This window comes from Nonomuraea sp. NPDC049400, assembly GCF_044466425.1.
Taxonomy (GTDB): domain Bacteria; phylum Actinomycetota; class Actinomycetes; order Streptosporangiales; family Streptosporangiaceae; genus Nonomuraea.
Window position 1 is genome coordinate 58,806 of record NZ_JBITMP010000043.1, and the last position, 17,849, is coordinate 76,654.

17 protein-coding genes and 4 tRNA genes are annotated in these 17,849 nt (G+C 67.0%); 8 read left to right on the top strand and 13 right to left on the bottom strand.

Annotation, left to right across the window (positions count from 1 at the left end; translation table 11 throughout):
- Positions 1-11 precede the first annotated feature (11 nt).
- Positions 12-1,214: an alpha-xenorhabdolysin family binary toxin subunit A gene (locus ACIBVN_RS44670; RefSeq protein WP_397146374.1), complete on the bottom strand. Its 1,203-nt coding sequence runs from the start codon at positions 1,212-1,214 to the stop codon at positions 12-14.
- A gap of 681 nt (positions 1,215-1,895) precedes the next feature.
- Here ACIBVN_RS44670 and ACIBVN_RS44675 point away from each other — a divergent pair.
- Genes ACIBVN_RS44675 through ACIBVN_RS44700 form a run of 6 tightly spaced genes read left to right on the top strand, consistent with a single transcriptional unit; the run spans position 1,896 to position 7,315 of the window.
- Positions 1,896-3,500: a hypothetical protein gene (locus ACIBVN_RS44675; RefSeq protein WP_397146375.1), complete on the top strand. Its 1,605-nt coding sequence runs from the start codon at positions 1,896-1,898 to the stop codon at positions 3,498-3,500.
- Positions 3,501-3,555: 55 nt separating this feature from the next.
- Positions 3,556-3,963: a roadblock/LC7 domain-containing protein gene (locus tag ACIBVN_RS44680; RefSeq protein ID WP_397146376.1), complete on the top strand. Its 408-nt coding sequence runs from the start codon at positions 3,556-3,558 to the stop codon at positions 3,961-3,963.
- Positions 3,960-4,310: a DUF742 domain-containing protein gene (locus ACIBVN_RS44685; RefSeq protein ID WP_397146377.1), complete on the top strand. Its 351-nt coding sequence runs from the start codon at positions 3,960-3,962 to the stop codon at positions 4,308-4,310. Before ACIBVN_RS44680 ends, ACIBVN_RS44685 begins: the two co-directional genes overlap by 4 nt.
- Positions 4,291-4,869: a GTP-binding protein gene (locus tag ACIBVN_RS44690; RefSeq protein WP_397146378.1), complete on the top strand. Its 579-nt coding sequence runs from the start codon at positions 4,291-4,293 to the stop codon at positions 4,867-4,869. Before ACIBVN_RS44685 ends, ACIBVN_RS44690 begins: the two co-directional genes overlap by 20 nt.
- Complete coding sequence (locus tag ACIBVN_RS44695) at positions 4,866-6,191, top strand: cytochrome P450 (protein ID WP_397146379.1); 1,326 nt, start codon at positions 4,866-4,868, stop codon at positions 6,189-6,191. The genes ACIBVN_RS44690 and ACIBVN_RS44695 overlap by 4 nt, the downstream gene beginning before the upstream one ends.
- A complete protein-coding gene (locus tag ACIBVN_RS44700) occupies positions 6,095-7,315 on the top strand; it encodes a cytochrome P450 (RefSeq protein ID WP_397146380.1) in 1,221 nt (406 codons plus the stop codon). The genes ACIBVN_RS44695 and ACIBVN_RS44700 overlap by 97 nt, the downstream gene beginning before the upstream one ends.
- A gap of 76 nt (positions 7,316-7,391) precedes the next feature.
- On the opposite strand, the gene ACIBVN_RS44705 is transcribed toward ACIBVN_RS44700, so the two are convergent.
- The 8 genes from ACIBVN_RS44705 to ACIBVN_RS44740 form a co-directional block, all read right to left on the bottom strand.
- Positions 7,392-7,802 carry a VOC family protein gene (locus ACIBVN_RS44705; RefSeq protein ID WP_397146381.1) on the bottom strand — a complete coding sequence of 137 codons (411 nt, stop codon included), beginning with the start codon at positions 7,800-7,802 and terminating at the stop codon, positions 7,392-7,394.
- 5 nt (positions 7,803-7,807) lie between these two features.
- A complete protein-coding gene (locus ACIBVN_RS44710; protein WP_397146382.1) occupies positions 7,808-8,281 on the bottom strand; it encodes a helix-turn-helix transcriptional regulator in 474 nt (157 codons plus the stop codon).
- Between the two features lie 167 nt (positions 8,282-8,448).
- Positions 8,449-10,497 carry a tetratricopeptide repeat protein gene (locus ACIBVN_RS44715; protein ID WP_397146383.1) on the bottom strand — a complete coding sequence of 683 codons (2,049 nt, stop codon included), beginning with the start codon at positions 10,495-10,497 and terminating at the stop codon, positions 8,449-8,451.
- 201 nt (positions 10,498-10,698) lie between these two features.
- The gene (locus ACIBVN_RS44720) at positions 10,699-11,259 is read right to left on the bottom strand and encodes a phosphoribosyltransferase family protein (RefSeq protein WP_397146384.1); all 561 of its coding nucleotides are present in this window, start codon (positions 11,257-11,259) and stop codon (positions 10,699-10,701) included.
- A gap of 68 nt (positions 11,260-11,327) precedes the next feature.
- A complete protein-coding gene (locus ACIBVN_RS44725; protein WP_397146385.1) occupies positions 11,328-11,588 on the bottom strand; it encodes a hypothetical protein in 261 nt (86 codons plus the stop codon).
- 287 nt (positions 11,589-11,875) lie between these two features.
- A tRNA-Phe gene (locus ACIBVN_RS44730) sits at positions 11,876-11,943 on the bottom strand.
- A gap of 254 nt (positions 11,944-12,197) precedes the next feature.
- Positions 12,198-13,112, bottom strand: coding sequence for a hypothetical protein (locus ACIBVN_RS44735; RefSeq protein WP_397146386.1), 915 nt, complete (start codon positions 13,110-13,112; stop codon positions 12,198-12,200).
- Between the two features lie 576 nt (positions 13,113-13,688).
- Positions 13,689-14,105, bottom strand: coding sequence for a profilin (locus ACIBVN_RS44740; protein ID WP_397146387.1), 417 nt, complete (start codon positions 14,103-14,105; stop codon positions 13,689-13,691).
- 252 nt (positions 14,106-14,357) lie between these two features.
- On the opposite strand from ACIBVN_RS44740, the gene ACIBVN_RS44745 reads away from it, so the two are divergent.
- The gene (locus ACIBVN_RS44745; RefSeq protein ID WP_397146408.1) at positions 14,358-15,449 is read left to right on the top strand and encodes an AAA family ATPase; all 1,092 of its coding nucleotides are present in this window, start codon (positions 14,358-14,360) and stop codon (positions 15,447-15,449) included.
- 76 nt (positions 15,450-15,525) lie between these two features.
- On the opposite strand, the gene ACIBVN_RS44750 is transcribed toward ACIBVN_RS44745, so the two are convergent.
- The 4 genes from ACIBVN_RS44750 to ACIBVN_RS44765 form a co-directional block, all read right to left on the bottom strand.
- A tRNA-Phe gene (locus ACIBVN_RS44750) sits at positions 15,526-15,602 on the bottom strand.
- 5 nt (positions 15,603-15,607) lie between these two features.
- Positions 15,608-15,682, bottom strand: a tRNA-Asp gene (locus tag ACIBVN_RS44755).
- Between the two features lie 89 nt (positions 15,683-15,771).
- Positions 15,772-15,844, bottom strand: a tRNA-Glu gene (locus tag ACIBVN_RS44760).
- The gene (locus tag ACIBVN_RS44765; RefSeq protein ID WP_397146388.1) at positions 15,845-17,404 is read right to left on the bottom strand and encodes a metallophosphoesterase; all 1,560 of its coding nucleotides are present in this window, start codon (positions 17,402-17,404) and stop codon (positions 15,845-15,847) included.
- Positions 17,405-17,437: 33 nt separating this feature from the next.
- Between ACIBVN_RS44765 and ACIBVN_RS44770 the strand changes: the two genes are divergently transcribed.
- Entirely contained in the window at positions 17,438-17,788 is a 351-nt protein-coding gene (locus ACIBVN_RS44770; RefSeq protein WP_397146389.1) for a metallopeptidase family protein, read from the top strand.
- Positions 17,789-17,849 lie beyond the last annotated feature (61 nt).

The window sequence follows — 17,849 nt, forward strand, 5'->3', positions numbered from 1 at the left end:
TGCTTCCCCTCCTACGCCGCGACCTTGATGCCCGAGGTCAGTTCCTCTGCGGTCTCCACCTCCTTGGCGACAGCGAAGTTGCGATAGCGGTCGGCCTGCTGTTCCAGTGCGCGCCACGTCTTCCGGGCGGTCTCCAGGTCCAGCGAAGCGAGGTCCCACTCCTCGGCCAGCGCGTTCCCCTCCGCGTCCTTGAGCAGCTCCTGGCTCAGGTCCTTCAGGTCGCTGGTGAGCGTGTTCCACGCTGCGGCGATCTTCGCGACGAGCGGCTGCACAATGGTGAGGTCCTCCTTGGTCTTCTGGGTCAGGTCCATCCCTGTCTTGTACTCGGCGAAGAACTTCTGCTCGATGCCGAGCTTGCTCCGCACGGCCTCGAGTTTTTTGACCTTCTCCTTGATTCTTTCGACCTGGAGGCCCAGATCGATTCCGACTCCGATCAGCACCCCGGCCATGATGAACGGGCCGAAAGCGGGAATGACGAGATATACCGGAGCCGTGGCCAGGACAATGCGCTCGTCCTTGTCCTTCTTCCGCGCGCCGGCCAGGTCCTGGTCGAGCAGCGCGATCTCGCCCTTGATCCTCTCGACTTCCTTCTCGGCGTCGCCATATCTCGCCCGGTACCGAGTCAGGTGAGTTTCGAACTCCCCGGACGAACGTTCGAGGGCGGCCTTGAAGGCTTTCATCTTCTCGTTGAGCTCAAGGGCCCTCTTGGCCCTCTCTTCGGCATCCTTGAGTAGCCGTTCCACGTATTTCTGGAACTTCACCTTGATTTCCGCCGACTCTGGAGACGGTGCGCCTGCGCCCCACTGCTTCTCCAGCTCAATCAGTTTCGCAGCGATGTCGCGACCAGACTCGTAATCCTCGAGGAGCCGGATGAGACGCTCGTACACCGTGTCCACCCGGCGCTGGTACTGGACGATGTCGCTGGCCAGGTCCACGGTTTTCGGCTGGATCTCGTCCTTGAAGACGGCGCAGTCGGCCTTCAGGGAGGCATAGATCCCGACCGTGTCCTTGAAGTCCTCCTTCAGCGCGTCGCCGGACTTGAGACCCAGCATCGTCCGCATGGCCTCTTCGGTCGCCGGGTTCTTGTTTACGGCCATGTCCGCGAACGCCTGCAACTTGCGCCATTCATCGGTGTTCAGAACGCCGATTCCCGTATCGAGCCCTTTCCGCGCGGACAAAGTGCTGTTGATGTCCCTTACAGTCTCGTCACCCATGAGCTGCTCCCTTCCGGTAAGCACGCCGAATCAGACGTATCGGCAAACCGGGCCGGCGGTTTATGGATACGTCATTACTCAGCGCTGTTTGGGATCTCCCCTCCGTATCCCCCTGCCTGGAGCATGCACCGAGAAAACATCGTCAACAAGGGCAAGAGACCAAGAAATTAACCTCGGCCAAAATGAGTAGAATTATCACGATATTAGGGGAATTAGGCGGATAAGTCCGCTCTACCGCGCCGTAACGCGCACACCCGCTCGGCGACGAAGCGGCACTCTCGGCGGGCTCGCTCCAGCACACCGACCCCAGGGCGCAGACACCAGGAGCCGCAACCGCTCCGTCCGCCACGACACTCGTCATGAATCCGGACAAATCGGACAATGATGGTAGGCCGAGCGCAGTGACGAGCTTACACACGGTTGACTATCGTGACTAAACGGGAATACTGGTTTTCCCGTTTGGCCGTCGTTCCATTGAGACCGAGGATGCCCATGTCGCTTGGCCCCGCCGTGCCTCAGGCAGAACCGCACCAGGCACGCAGCCGTGCCGGCGGCGCGGATGGGCGCGTGCCACGCCGACGCGGTCCCCGCCGGCCGCCGTGTGAGACCGGCACGCGCCGATAGCGGGCTCTTCGGCGGTCGACATCTCCCCCGCCGGCTCCCCCCGACCCCAGGACTGTCATGCCGCCAGACTCCTTCAGTGTCCCGATAGTGATCGGCGCCGCCGTTCTCGCTCTCGCCCTCGCGGGCGTCCTGATCCTCCACTCGCGCGTACGCCGCGACCTCGCCCAGGTCCGTGGGCAGCTCGTTCAGGCCCGTCAGGCGCACGAGCACCTCACGCGCGAGACCAGCGCCAGGAACCAGCGGCAGATGCAGGCGGAGCGCCAGGCCCAGGAAGGCGCGGAGCTGCTGCGCGAGGCACGCGCCCAGCAGGACCTCCTGCGGGCAGAGACCGAGCACCTGATCTCGAAGCGGATCCCCGCCCTGCTGTCCCACCTGCGCGCCCCGCACGTGATCGTGCCCGGCGTGCAGAACCCGGCGCTCGCCGGCACGGACATCGACAGGCAGCACCGCGCCATCCTCGAGGCGCTCACCCGCGGCGTCCGCGAGGAAGGCGAGCGCATCGACGAGGTGGCCCAGGCAGTCGTCAGGGGCGCGATGTCCCGCGTCCAGACCCAGGCACTGCGCGCCCAGGACCTGCTCGCCGGTGTGCAGCAGCGCTACAGCGGCGACGAGCACACGGCGCTGCTGCGCGAGGTGCTCGGACTCGACATGTTCAACGAGCTGATCATCCGCCGCGTGCAGGTCACCGGCATCGCCTGCGGCGCCACGCCCGGCCTGTCGCGTGACGACACCTATCTGGTGGACCTGGTGGTGGGCGCCATCTCCCGGGTGGAGAACTTCGAGCAGCGCGTCGAGGGCCCGGCCAACCACCTGCGCCGCCGGATCGGGGTCGCGGCCCGCGCCGCGGAGTCGATCCTGTTCATCACCGCCGAGCTGCTGGCCAACGCGGTGCACCACTCGCACGGCACGCTCAAGGTGACCATCGCCGTGCACGAGACCAACAACGGCGCCGCCATCGTCATCGACGACGCCGGTGTCGGCCTCAACGAGGACCAGTACGCCCGCGCGACCCGCCTGCTGAGCGGCACCCACCCGGTCCGCCTGATCGACCTGGGCAACCCGCCCCACACCGGCTGGGCCGCGATCGGCCGCCAGGCCGCGCACTACGGCATGCAGGTCACGGTCAAGAAGAGCGCCTTCGGCGGCGTCCAGGCCGTGCTGAGCATCCCCAACGCCCTGCTGGTGGAGATGCCGGAGGACAGCCGTCCGTCGGTGCTGGCGCCCGAGCCGGTCCGCGCCGCCGTCCCCACCTCCGGGATGTCCCTCCGGCCTGAGCCCGTGGCCGCCGTCCCCACGCCCGTAGCCGCCGTCCCGACCACCTCCGACATGCCCCTCGGGTCGGAGCCGGTCGCCTCCTCCGTACGGCCCGAGCCCGCCGCGGAGCTCCGCCCTGAGCCCGCGACGGCCCCCGAGCAGCGGCGTGCCCCCGCGGAGGAGCTCGCACCGCTGCCGCAGCGCCGCCGCCAGCCGCCGTCTGCCACGTCCGGCACCAGGCCCAACCGCGTACCGGGCGGCTCCGGCGGCCCTGACGGATCGGGCGACAAGTTGCTCACCACCCCGGAGGAGGCCCAGAAGCGGTGGGGCGACTTCCAGGTCGGAGCCGAAGCGGGCCGCCGCGAAGCGCTCCCGCCGCAGCAGCACGACATCACCGAAGGGAATTGACCGCTCCATGGACACTCACAGCGCTTCAGGCCGTGTTCAGACCAAAGGTCGCCCGTTGTCCCTCGACGTGTCCTGGGTCCTGTCGCCCCTGCTGGCACTGCCCGGTGTCGCCCGCGGCGTGGTGCTGAGCCGTGACGGGCTCATCCTCGGTGGTTCGGCTGACGTGACCGCCGAGAGCGGCGAGCGCGCCGCCGCGATGACGAGCTCAGTGCTGGGGGCCGCCCGCGCCCTGTGCGACGGACTCAGCAACGGCGCCGACGGCGAGGTGGTGGACATCGTCATATCCGCCGGCAGCGGCTACTACTACATCGCCCCGGCAGGCGACCGCGCCGCCATCGTCGTCGCCGCCACCGGGTCGGTCAACATCGGCTCGCTGGCCTACGAGGTGCAGCTCCAGGTGCAGAAGCTGATCAAGGCTCTCGACGAGGCCAGCGCGGCCAGGGTGCCGGGCGTCCGGCCATGACCTCCGGACGGCAGCGGCGGCGGGTCGTCCCGGACTACATGGCCGCCGCGAGGCTGACCGTGCCCGAGCACATCAACGTCGAGCGCACGACCCTGGTCTACATCGCACCTGACGCCGCCACCAACGGGCTGGACCCTCCGGGGTCGCATCTGCTGGCGCTGCTGCAGGAGGGTCCGTTGTCGGTGTACGAGTGCGCCGCGCACCTGGGCCTGCCGTACTGCGTGGTGCGGTTGCTGGTCGCCGGGCTGGTCGGCGGCGGAACGCTGCTGACCCGCGATCCGCCGGCCGCCGACCTGCCCGACATCGAGATCTTGGAGTTGGTGCTCAGTGGCCTCCGCGCTCTCTGACAGCCGTATCAGTACCGAACACATCCCGGTCAAGCTGGTCATCGCCGGGCCGTTCGGCGTGGGCAAGACGACCATCGTGAGCGCCCTCTCGGAGATCAAGCCCCTCAACACCGAGGAGGTGCTCACCCAGGCGGGCACACTGGTCGACGACCTCAGCGGCGTGAACGAGAAGACGACCACGACCACCGCCATCGACTTCGGCCGCCTCACCCTGCCGGGCGTGGTGCTCTACCTGTTCGGGGCCCCTGGGCAGACCCGGTTCCAGGTCCTGTGGAACGAGCTCGTCCGCGGCGCGCTGGGAGTGCTGGTGCTGGCCGACACCCGCCGCATCGACGACAGCTTCGCCGTCCTCGACCTGGTGGAGAACGCCGGCATCCGGTACGCGGTGGCCGTCAACCACTTCCCCGACTCGCCGGACTATCCGCCCGATGCCCTGCGCAAGGCGCTCGACCTGGACCCGCGCACGCCGCTGGTGGTGTGCGACGCCCGCGACCCAGCCTCCGCCCGCGCCTCGCTGATCGCGCTGGTGGAGCACATCAGAGAGCTGGTGCTGTCATGACCATGCGCTATCTGCCCGACGCCGGGCGCCTGTACGGGCCCGAGTACGCCAGGGACCCGCAGGCGATCTACGCGGAGCTGCGCCGGCGGCACGGCGCGGTCGCGCCCGTCGAGATCGCCCCCGGCATCGAGGCCCACCTGGTGATCGGCTACCAGGCCGCCGTGGACGTGCTCACGAACGCCGGCGGCGTCTGGCGCAAGAACCCCAGCGACTGGGAGAAGCGGCTCCCCGACACCCCGGAGGCGGCGGGGATGATCGCCATGCTCGGCCACCGGCCCAACGCGCTGTTCTCCGACGGAGCCGATCACGCCCGCTACCGGAAGGTGATCTCCGACTGCTTCCAGCTGGTCCAGCCGCACAAGCTGCGCCAGATGGTGAGCGAGGTGTCCGACTCGCTCATCGCTCAGTTCGCCGCGAAGGGCGAGGCCGACCTGGTCGCCGAGTTCGCCGCGCAGATCCCGGCGCGCGTCTTCAACCTGCTCTTCGGGCGGCCCGACGCCGACAGCGCCGGCTTGATCCAGGCCCTGGCGGACCTGATGGAGGCCGACGGCGAGACCGCCGCGCGGGGCAGCGAGGCGTTCACCCGTTACATCGGCGAGCTGATCCAGGCCAAGTACGCCCACCGGGGCGACGACCTGACCTCCTGGTTCATCGACCATCCTGCCGGGCTGCAGCCCGACGAGCTGGCGCAGAACATCGTGCTCGTGATGGCCGCCAGCTACGAGCCCACGGCCAACCTGATCTCCAACACGATCTCGCGGATGGTCAGCGACGACCGCTACTACAGCTCGCTCACCAACGGCGCCCTCAGCACGTACGACGCCCTGATGGAAGCTCTGCGCGCCGAGCCCGCCATGTCGAACTACGGCCCGTACTTCGTGCGCCAGCCCGTGCACTTCCACGGCACCTGGATCCAGCCGGCCGAGCTGGTCCTCGTCTCCTACGCCGCGGCCAACACCGAGCCCACCAACGTGCCCGAGGAGCTGCGCTCCGACGGCGGCGCGTACCTGGGCTTCGGCGCCGGGCCGCACCGCTGCCCGGCCAGCGACCCGGCCGTGCTCATCGCCATGACCGCGATCGAGCGCCTGACCTCTCACCTGTGCGACCTGGAACTGACCGTGCCGCGCGACGAGCTCCTGTGGCGGCCCGGCCCGTTCCACCGTGCGCTGGCACACCTGCCGGTGCGCTTCACCCCCATCCGCCCCGATCAGCCAGGAGAATCCCCTTGGGCAGTACAGCCCCCGTCGCCCTCGACCCCTTCGGAGCAGACCTCCCCGGTGAGGTCCGTCGGCTACGTGACCTCGGCCCCCTGGTCCTCGTAGAGCTCGCGGGAGGCATCCCTGCCTGGGCCGTCACCCGGCACGACCTGCTCAAGCAGCTGATCCTCGACCCGATGGTGAGCAAGGACAAGCGGCACTGGCGGCTGCTGCCTCAGGCGCTCACCGAGCCCGGCTGGACCTGGATCATGACCTGGATCGGCGTGTCGAACATGCTCAGCGCCTATGGCGAGGAGCACCGCCGGCTGCGCAAGCTGATCGCCCCGAGCTTCACCGCGCGCCGCACCAAGGCCATGCAGCCGATCGTCGAGGGGATCGTCGCGGAGCTGCTGGACGCCATGGCCGCGGTGCCGCCGGGCCAGGTCGTCGACCTGCGCAGCGCCTACGCCCACCCGCTGCCGATGCGGGTGATCTGCGAGCTGTTCGGCGTCCCCGCGGACATGCGGGTGGAGATGGCCCAGATGATGGAGGCCATCATGGACACCACCGCCACGCCGGAGCAGGCGGCGGCCACTGCGGCCCAGATCGCCACCGTGCTGCCCGCCTTCGTCGCCTACAAGCGCGAGCACCCGGGCGACGACCTGACCACCGAGCTGATCAACGTCCGTGACGGCGGCGACTCCCTCAGCGACGACGAGCTCCGCGACACCCTGCTGCTCCTCATCGCGGCCGGGCACGAGACCACCGTCAACCTGATCGGCAACGCCGTGCAAGCCCTGCTCACCCATCCGGACCACCTCCGGCGTGTCCTGGCGGGAGAGATCTCCTGGGAGGCGGTGACCGAGGAGACGCTGCGCTGGGCGCCGTCGATCGCCAACCTGCCGCTGCGGTTCGCCATCGAGCCGATCGAGATCGCCGGCGTACGGATCGAGGCGGGCGACGCGATCATCGCCAGCTACATGGCTGCCGGGCACGACCCGGACCAGCACGGCGCGGACGCCGACCGGTTCGACCCGACCCAGCAACGCGACGAGCACCTGGCCTTCGGCATCGGCGTGCACCGCTGCATCGGGGCTCCGCTCGCCCGCCAGGAGGCGCTCACCGCCCTGCCCGCGCTGTTCGCCCGGTTCCCTGACCTCCGGCTGGCCGTGGACGAGACCGCGCTGCCGCACGTCCCGTCCTTCATCGCGCACGGCTGGAGCCGGCTGCCGCTCCTGCTGCACCGCTGACCCGTACGCCCCTGCCGGTCCCCGGGCTTGTCGATCAACGCCTGCACCCGGGGAACCGTACCGCTCGCCGTACGGCTCAGCGCAGCTCCTGGATGCGGACCTGGTTGCCCGCGGGATCGCGGAAGGCGCAGTCGCGAACCCCGTACGGCTGCTCGATCGGCTCCTGCATGACCTCGGCGCCGCTGGCCTGCACCCGCTCGAAGGTGCCGTCGAGGTCGGCGGTGGCCAGGAGGATGCCGGCGTAGGTGCCCTTGGCCATCATCTCGGCGATGGTGTGGCGCTCGTCCTCGGTGACGCCGGGGTCGGCCGCCGGCGGCTGCAGGACGATGGACGTGCCAGGCTGGTCAGCGGGGCCGACCGTGATCCAGCGCATCCCGCCGTAACCCACGTCGTTGCGGACCTCGAACCCGAGGGTGTCGCGGTAGAAGGCCAGGGCGGCGTCCGGGTCGTCATGCGGGAGGAAGCACGAGTGAATGGTGATGTCCATGCCGGTCAGGCTAGGGGCGGCTCGCTGAGCGGTGCTTCTCGATTCCTGATCGGTCTGGTCACCTGCTTCGCCACGCACGACGGCATCCCCGCCGTCGCCCGTGCCGCCTCGCGCCGATAGACGCTGGGCGGCACGCCGACCAACTCGGTGAAGCGAGTGCTGAAGGTGCCCAGCGACGAGCAACCGACCGCGAAACAGACCTCGGTGACGCTGAGGTCGCCACGACGCAGCAGCGCCATCGCGCGCTCGATCCGCCGTGTCATCAGGTAGCCGTACGGCGACTCGCCATAGGCGAGCCGGAACTGGCGGCTGAGGTGCCCGGCGGACATGTTCACGCCGCGGGCGAGCGCCTCGACGTCCAGCGGCTGTTCGTACTCCCGGTCGATCCGGTCGCGAACACGGCGCAGCCGCGCGAGGTCGCGCAGGTGCTGCGCCTTGGCGGGACTGCTGGTCACCTGTGAAAGGGTGCCACGTCGCATCGCAGTTGCCAAACGCCGCCGAGGCGTGGGGCGCGGCGTACGATGCTCGAGCTCATCGCGGCCCGGCATCGGACATCACGGCCACGAGTCCGACGGCGCGCGGATCTCGATCACGATGGGCCGCACCTGGCATGGCCCACGACCTTCGCCTGGCACTCGCCCCCGTCCTACTGGTCTTCGCGGATGAATTCAGCTTCGTCCAACGCCTGCCTTGCCTCCTTCTCACGGCCCAGCTCCGAGAGGCTCACGGCGAGGTTGTTCAGTGCGTCGGCGAGCTCGAGGCGGTAGCGATCGGGGTCGGACGCGGCCAGTTGCCTGCGGATGGTGACGGCCTCCCGCTCGGCGGTCAGGGCGTCACCCGACCTGCCGAGCTCCGAGAAGGTCACGCCGAGGTGGGTCAGGGCTTTGGCGAGACTGGGGCGATGGCGGTCGGGGTCGGTGGCGGCCAGTTGCCTGAAGAGACTGGCGGCTTCTTGTTCGGCGGTCATGGCCTCGGCCCAGCGGTCAGCTGTCGACAGGGTCGCACCGAGGCTGATCAGCGCTGCGGCGAGGCCGGGGAGGTGACTTTCCGGGTCGGTCGCCACCAGTTGCCGGAACACGGTGACGGACTCTTGCCCGACGTTCGGGGCTTCGGCGGTGCGGCCGAGATCCGCGAGCCTCATACCGAGGGTCTCCAGGGACGTGGCGAGGTGGGAGCCGTGCTGGCCGAAGTCGGTCGCGGCCAGTTGCCGGCGGACGGCGACGGCTTCCCGCTCCACGTGCAAGGCGTCGGCGGGGCGATCGAGTGCCGCGAAGGTCAGGCCGAGGTTGGTCAGTACGCCCGCGAGGTCGGCGCTGTACTGGTCAGGGTCGGCCGCGGCCAGTTCCCGGCGGATGGCGACGGCCTCTTGCTCCGCGCGCAGGGCTTCGGCTGGGCGGTCGAGCTCCGTAAACCGCACGCCGACGTTGACCAGTGCTGTTGCGAGATCGGCACGGTAAAGGTCGGGGTCGGTGGCGGCCAGTTGCCGGAAGAGGGTCGCGGCTTCCTTCTCGGCGTCCAGAGCCTCGGCAAGGCGGTCAAGCTCCCCGAAGGTCACACCGACGCCGGCCAGGGCTTTGGCGAGGTCGGGAAGGTGGCTCTGCGGGTCGGCCGCGGTCAGCTGCCAGAAGAGGTTGACGGCCTCCTCCTCGACGGCCAGAGCTTCGGTCCAGCGGTCGAGCGCCGACAGGGTCGCACCGAGGCTGGCGAGGGCTTTGGCGAGGCCGGGGAGGTGGCTCTGAGAGTCGGCCGCGGCGAGTTGGCGGCGGATGTCGATGCCTTCTTGCTCGACGGTCAGGGCCTCGGCCCAGCGGTCGAGTGCCGACAAGGTCACACCGAGATTGGTCAGCGAATCGGCGAGATCGGAACGGTGAAGGTCGGGGTCGGCTGTGGCCAGTCGCCGGTAGAGGGCGACGGCCTCCTGCTCGACGACCAGGGCGTCAGCCGGGCGGTCAAGCTCCGAGAGCCTCACGCCGAGGTTCGTCAGGGCGTCGGCGAGGTCGGCACCGTGGGTGTCGGGGTCGGTCGCGGCCAGTCGCCGGTAGAGGGTGACAGCCTCCTGCTCCGCGACCAAGGCGTCGGCAGGGCGATCGAGCGCCGAGAGGGTCGACCCCAGGCTGGCGAGGCATTTGGCGAGGTCGGGATGGTGGCGTTCGGGGTCGGTCGCGACCAGTCGCCGGTAGAGGGCGACGGCCTCCTGCTCGACGGCCAGGGCGTCGGCCGGGCGATCCAGTTTCGACAGGCTCACGCCGACATTGAGCAGCGTGTCGGCGAGGTCGGGAAGGTGGGTGCCGGGGTCGGACGCGGCCAGTTGACGGCGGATGGCGACGGACTCCTGCTCCGCGACCATGGCGTCCGCTGGGCGGTCGAGCTCGGACAAGGTCACGCCGAGGCTGAACAAGCAGTCGGCGAGGTCGGCATTGTGGGTGTCGGGGTCGGTCGCGGCCAGTTGACGGCGGATGGCGACGGACTCCTGCTCCGCGACCAAGGCGTCGGCAGGACGGTCGAGCGCCGACAGGGTCACGCCGACATTGCTCAGGGCCTTGGCGAGGCCGGGGAGGTGACGGTCGGGATCGGCCGCGGCCAGGTGCCGGTAGAGGGCGATGGCCTCCTGTTCGACGGTCAGGGCGTCGGCTGGGCGATCCAGCTCCGCGAGCCGTACGCCTCGTTCAAGCAGTGCCCGAGCTCGCTCGCTCATGACGGCCTCATCCGGGGCCATGGCCACGGTCCACCTCTCCATTGACTTCAGGCAGCAACCGCTGCGCTATCACCATGGCTTCGCCGCCTGCTCCGTCATGCGGAATCCGGAAACAGGCCGCCGGCATTCTCCAGCAGCCGCGATGGACGCGGCGATAGGAAGAGCTGCCAATTATTCGCCGATTTCCTGCCATATCCGAATTCAGGGCAGCTCCCTCAGTCGCAGGAGGGCGCGCAGGCGCAGGTCTGGGTGGGATCGGCCATCGGTGGCGTCGACGATCACCGCGGCGCCGATCCACGTCGCGCCGCTGTCCTCGACGATCCGGCGCGCGGTCTGGGCGGTGGCTGCGGTCTCCACCCAGTCGTCCACGAACAGCACCCGGTGGCCGGGATACAGTAATCGCCGCTGCACCACCCAATCCAGGGTCCGGTCGGCGTAGTCGGGCGGCGTGCTGCGAACCATGACCCGGTGCTGGACGAGAACCTCGTCACCGTAGTCATCATTGGCACGGCCTTTTCGCATCTCAACGAATCCGGCATCCGCCGCGACGGCTGTGAGCGGCCCGATGATGAAGCCGCGGGCTTCCGGCGCGATCACCACGCTGGGGCGGGCATGCGGGTGAAGGCGCGCCAGAGCCGGACCAAGGCCCGAGAGCACATCGGCGTGCGCCCACCAGCCCTCCATCCGCGCGCCTCCATTTCGCCAGCTGAACACCGTGCGAAGACGCGCGACGAGCGTGCCGGTCTCCTGCCTCACATCCATGCGCAGATCATTCGCGGGAGCCAGGCCAGTCGTCCAATTGTTTTTCGGCTATTTTTCGGCGGGCCGACTTATTTCGAGTCAGTAGGGCCGTCGGCCTGCACCGGCTGCCCTCCCGACTTACGCGTACGCAGCTGATCAAAAGCTGAGACCACCGGCGGTTCCACCAGAGCGGCAACGATCAGCTTGGCGATGTCCGCCGGCCCCTGAACGGAGGTGTCCACCTCCAGGTCATAGCAGCCATGCGCATGAACCGGCTCGTCAAGTTGCGGCGCCGAAGTCATCCTGTCGGTTCGCCCCGATCGCGCCGTTCCACCTCCGCCAAGGGACACCGAATCCCGGGCTCTGATGAGTCCTTGATCGCAAGGACAGGCCTGTCAGCGAGATGCCGCCCTGCCCAGGAGGTGATCGCAGCACGGCGACACGTGATCGCGTGTGACGGTGCTGCTGCAGGACGTGCTGTACAGCGCCCTTGACCTTCTTGATCCCGCGTGCACTTGCGCAGGCACTATGAGCTCTTCCCGCTCACTCCGGAACCGTAGTCACGCAGTCAGACACGCAGGCACAAATATGTTCCGTCCATGTGATCACGGGCCGGGGCATTCGTGCTGGCAAAAAATGGCGGTCAGGGGCAGGGTCGAACTGCCGACCTTCCGCTTTTCAGGCAAGCCGAGCACCCGCTCTCGCTGGGCTCATGACGGCGCTGACCAGGCTCAGCCATCCCCAAGCGTCCCGTCAACGTCCGCGATCCTCTGCCGCGGTTGTCACTCAGTCACTCCACCAGAGAGGGTAAGCATTCACCGCCTGACGTTCCGGGGCCGGTCGTACCGTTGCACACCTCTGATCGATCACACAGCACGATCAACAGAACCCGAAACGTACAGGCCGTGAATGCTGCCCCATGGTGACCAGTTTGCCGTGTCACCGCGACACCCTCGCCTCTATTTCAGCGTTTCGTAAATCCCCTTCGCCGTCATAGACGGCACCGGCCGACCGGACGCCGCCTCAGCGGCGAAATCAAACCTGCTCAGCTCCGCAGTTCCCGTCCCCGCCTGGTAAGACAGCAGATAACACTTACCGTACAGCTCGAACGGAGCGAGCGTCGTCCACCCCGTCGCCCAGTTCTGCTGCCACACATTGCTGTACGAGCCGTCCTGGTCGAACTTGTCAAGACTCGCTTCGCCCGACCCGTTCTTGTACGACAGGAGGTAATACTCGCCGTACGCCTTGAAGGGGACGAGCGTCGTCCACCCCGTCGTCCACCTCTGCTGCCATATCCCGCTGTATGAGCCGTCCTTGTGGAATTTACTGAGGTCCGCGTTTCCCGACCCGTTCTTGTACGACAGGAGGTACGGCTCGCCGTATAGCTCGAACGGAGTGAGTGTCGTCCACCCCGTCGTCCACCCCTGCTGCCACACCCCGCTGTATGAGCCGTCCCTGCCGAACTTGTCAAGACTCGCTTCGCCCGACCCGTTCTTGTACGACAGGAGGTAATACTCGCCGTACGCCTTGAAGGGGACGAGCGTCGTCCACCCCGTCGTCCACCCCTGCTGCCATATCCCGCCGTATGAGCCGTCCTTGTGGAATTTACTGAGGTCCGCATTTCCCGAACCGTTCTTGTACGACAGGAGGTACGGCTCTCCGTATAGCTCGAACGGAGCGAGTGTCGTCCACCCCGTCGTCCACCCCTGCTGCCATACCCCGCTGTATGAGCCGTCCTTGTGAAACTTGCTGAGGTCCGCGTTTCCCGAACCGTTCTTGTACGACAGGAGATAATACTCGCCGTATAGCTCAAACGGAGTGAGCGTCGTCCAGCCTGTCGTCCACTGTTCTTCCCAAACTTGGGTTATTTGCATAATGGGAGTCTTACTTGATGGTCGTACGGGTGTCAACCGGCATGAGCGATCAGCATGATCCGCCTTTCCCGGTCGAGTGAATCCGATGTAAGCATTCACGTGGTGCACAGGCCCGCGGAGGAGGTCTCTGATTCCCCAACGCCACGCGGCCGTGCTCACCAGTTGTGATCACGACCGGGTGGCCTGACAGCAGTCTTGCAGGCTCCCCAGGTCACAGCAGGTGACCTGGGCCCAGCGCAGACACGAGTTTCGGTCAGGACATTCGGGGATGAGTCCGGCGGTCGCGGCCGTGACAACGTTGTGGGGCGCGTTTTCCCACGTCGCGTTGCCCGCTGAGTGCTTTATGTCAAGCCGTCCCGGAGCTCCCGGTCACGCACTGTCGCTTTGGGCCGTGTGCCTTGATTCTTACCGGCCCCCCTTCTCGTGGGCGTGCGCTTGGCGTAGGCGGTCCGAACCGGCCAGTTCCACGACCCCTTGACATTGAGAAACGGGCATCTGAGAGAACTTCTAAGCGCTCCGAGGAGCTTTGCGGACGGGTCAGGCGGCAGATCTAGCCACAGGGGTCCACTCTAGTGATCAGTATCCGGCGTTGATCAGTTCGTCGGCAAGAGACTCGACGACGGGAATCGATTCCGCCATTTGGAGTGGGGCGTCATACTCGGCGACGATGATGCACTGTTTCGTCTGCACCACGATCGCACCGGCGTGTTTGGGATCGTAGTTGATGGAGTGCGTGGTCTTGAGGAAAAGGGAGCGCTCGTCGCCCCCGGCGGTGAGGAACTTGTTGCCGGCCAGCACAAGACCACCGACCTGGTCCTCTCCGCCGCTGAACACGGCCCTGCACTCCTTGCTGAGCTGACTCTGCTCGGCGGCACTGAGCTTATATCCCTCGGAAGCAGCCAAGATTCCGCCGTCCAGCCTGACGATTGCCGCCCGGTTGACCTTACCGGAGCCGATCAGATTGTCGTCCACATAGCGCTGCCACTCGCCCATGCACAGTCCCCCCAGTTGCAGCCCGGCCTATGCCAGGCGATCCAGTATTTGTCATCGTCTAGTAGCACGAACGCGTGATCAAGGCCCTCCGCTCGGGCCAGTGCGATGAGCCGCACTGCGTCGAACAGCAAAGCGCGTCTCGTCATACTGCGGACTGTCCGGGTGTAAACCTGCTGCAACACCGGGGGGAGCCCCGGGGTGACGAGCGAACGCCCATCTCACCTACGCCTGGTCGCATGTGACGCGGTCCACGTGCCCAGCGACCAAGGAGCCGCACCAACACCGTTCCGCACCTCGTGGACCGCAGACGAACTGATGTCCGTGACCTTCCCACCGACCAAGTGGGCCGTGCCCGGCGTGATCGCCGAAGGGCTCAACCTGCTCGCCGGTCCGCCCAAGGTCGGCAAGTCCTGGCTGTCACTCGCCACGGCCGTCGCCGTCGCCGTCGCCGGAGGAGGGAAAGCCCTGGAAGCTATAAAGGTAGAGCCCGGCCCGGTGCTGTACCTGGCGCTGGAGGACACACCGCGCCGTCTCCAATCCCGCATGAGCAAGGTCTTGGGAGACAACCCCGCACCACGCGGCCTCACCTTGGCCACCGCGTGCGAGACCCTGCCAAGAGGCGGAGACCAGGCCATCGCCCGATGGCTGGAACGCAACCCCGGCGCGCGCATGGTCGTCATCGACGTGTTCGCCAAGATCCGGGTCACCACTCCGCCCGGCCTGTCCGCCTACGACGCCGACTACACCGCCATGAGCCGCGCCAAGAACCAGGCCGACACCTACGGCGTGGCAGTCGTCCTGGTCCATCACGTTCGCAAGATGGGCTCTGACGCCACCCGAAAGTCCTGGCAGGCCGTAACCGACGTCGGCTGGGAGCATGACCAGTTCGCCATCTACGTGTGGCGTTCTGTACGGAAGTCCGGCGATACCAAGACCGTCAAATCGCGCCGTTCCCTGCGGATTCCGGTTCGCTGCGTGACAGCGCTCAAGGCGCTGCTCGACGAGCGGGCCAATGGCGAGAGCGTCGGCAAACTCAGCGAGAATCGAGTGTTCGGCACCAGGAACGAGACCGCCATGACCGCCGAGAACGTTCGGCGTGACCTCCGAATTGCTCTCAAAAGCGCCGAAGGCATCAACCCGGCGGAATGGACACCCCGGGAGCTGCGGCACAGCTTCGTCTCGCTGCTCTCAGCTCATGACGTCCCGATCGAGCACATCTCACGGCTGGTCGGCCACACGAACACCCTCGTGACCGAGATGGTCTACCGCAAGCAGATCCGACCCGTCATGCAGGAAGGCGCGACGGTGATGGACGAGATCTTCCCGCTCGCTCCGGAACCGTAGTCACGCAGTCAGACACGCAGACACAAATATGCCCCGTCCATGTGATCATGGGCGGGGCATTCGTGCTGGTAAATAATGGTGGTCAGGGGCAGGGTCGAACTGCCGACCTTCCGCTTTTCAGGCGGACGCTCGTACCAACTGAGCTACCTGACCCAGAGCGGTCCTGACGGGACTTGAACCCGCGACCTCCACCTTGACAGGGTGGCGAGCACTCCAAACTGCTCTACAGGACCTTGCGTTTCTTGCGGTTTGCGCTCGCTTAGCTTACCAGGTCTTCGGTGGTCTTCGACCAGCCGTTTTCCGGTGCGCCAAGCGCTCGCAGTGCCCCCAACGGGATTCGAACCCGTGCCGCCGCCTTGAAAGGGCGGTGTCCTAGGCCGCTAGACGATGGGGGCTCAGGATTCCCTGTCGCCTTCCGTCGGAGACCTCTGAAGCATAGGGGACGATTGCCCTTGATGCCAAAGCGGCGGACCGTTGGTCGGCGTTTGTGTGCCAGTGACCGATCCCGTTGGCGACGGGGCGCTCGTTGGCTCCGGAGAAATCATACGTTGTGGGTTGGGCTCCACGTGACGCTGGATGTACACCGACTGCTCCCCCAGGCCGCCCAGCGTGATGTCGTCCCATGCCTGCATGCGCTTGGTCTCCCTGTCGAAGTACAGGACCGAGGCCTGCATGGGTGTGGGCTGGGCGTGTTCGAGGGCGCGCAGGCCGGCGCCGCCGGTCGAGCCCTGGATGAGCATGCGGGTGCCCGAAGGGAGCAGGGTCGTCTTGCGGACGTGGGTGTGGCCGGCGAGGATCATGGGCGCCGCGCCGGAGAAGCCCTTGCCGACGTCCGGGTCGTGTACGGCGATCATGTCCGGCCGGTCGACCTTGGCGAGGCGGGAGCGGGCGAACTCGCCGAGTGCGGCGGGATCTGAGTTGACCGCTACGGATTTGTCCGGGGTGAAGCGAGGATCCCCCAGGCCGTAGATCTTCAGGCCCGCCACCGTCTCCGTCTTGTCGTCGAGGACAATGGTGTTCTTCTGCTTCTCGACCGCCTTCTGAGTGATCATCGAGTCGTGGTTGCCGCGTACGTACACGTACGGCACCCCAAGACGGCCGATCTCGTCCATGAACTTGTTCTCGGCCTTGGTGCCATGGTCGGAAATGTCGCCCGTGTCGATGATCATGTCCACCCCGAACTGGTCCTTGAGGGAGCGGATGACGTTCCAGGCGATGGGGTTTATGTGGATATCGGAGACATGGAGGACTCGGATGGTCTTGGGGTCGGTGTCGTACAAGGGCAAGGTGGAGACGGTGTCGTAGAGCTTGGAGACGTTCGTGACGAGCTTGGTGAGTTGCGCCCTGTACGACTCGAAGCGGGTCACGATCGACTCGGCGCTGCCCACCAGTGACGGCGCGGCGGCGACGAGCCCCGAGTAGCGGGGCTCGACGAGCGAGCTCGGACGGAACGTGAGGGCGGCGAGCGCTCCCGTGCCCGCCAGGCCCACAGCGGCGGCCAGGAGGCCCAGGAAGGCCACTCTGGGGCGCCTGAAGACCATCAGGACCGCGATCAGTGCCCCCGCCCCCGCGCACAGGAGAGAGCGGATCACAAGCGCGCGCACGCCGTCCAGCAGGTCGCTCTCGATGAGGCCGGGCAGGCGGTCGGCCAGACGCGGGTCCTCTATGAAGGCTTTGGCCCGCTCCTGGTCGATGTTCTCGAGCGTGATGCGCAACCGCAGCGGCGCGTCGTGCGTGTGGAACGTGAGCGTGCCGAGCGGGCTGGCGTCCACGACCGTCTCGCCGTTCCAGGCCGGGCGGAGCGACATTCCGGTCTCCACCGGACCGACCTGGGCGCGTACGGTGCCGCTGAGGAAGATCCCCATCCAGGCACCCACGGCCGCGACGAGGAGCACCGCCGCCGCTCTCGCCGTCCTGGAGTTGATGATTGCCTTTGTCCTGTGAGTGAACTTCATACAGTCTCTTGCCTACCTGGGTGACGAGGCAGAATGGCAAGCGTGATCGAGGTTACGCGGGAGAAGTTCGAAGAGCTCGTGTCCGAGGCGTTGGACACGATTCCTCCTGACCTCACCCGCGCCATGAGCAATGTCGTCGTAACGGTCGTCGATGACCCGCCGGAGCCCCACCTGCTCGGCCTGTACACCGGTGTCCCCCTCACCGAACGCGGCGACTGGTACTCAGCAGTCCTGCCCGACCGGATCGAGATCTACCGCAACGCGATATGCCAGATTTGCGATACGGAGGAGGACGTGGTCGACGAAGTGCGCATCACGGTCATCCACGAGGTCGGGCACCACTTCGGCATCGACGACGCGAGACTTCACGAGCTCGGCTGGTAACCCTTTGCTTTTGGTTCGCTGCTTTGGGTTGCGGCTTGCCATAATGATCGGGCACCTTAGG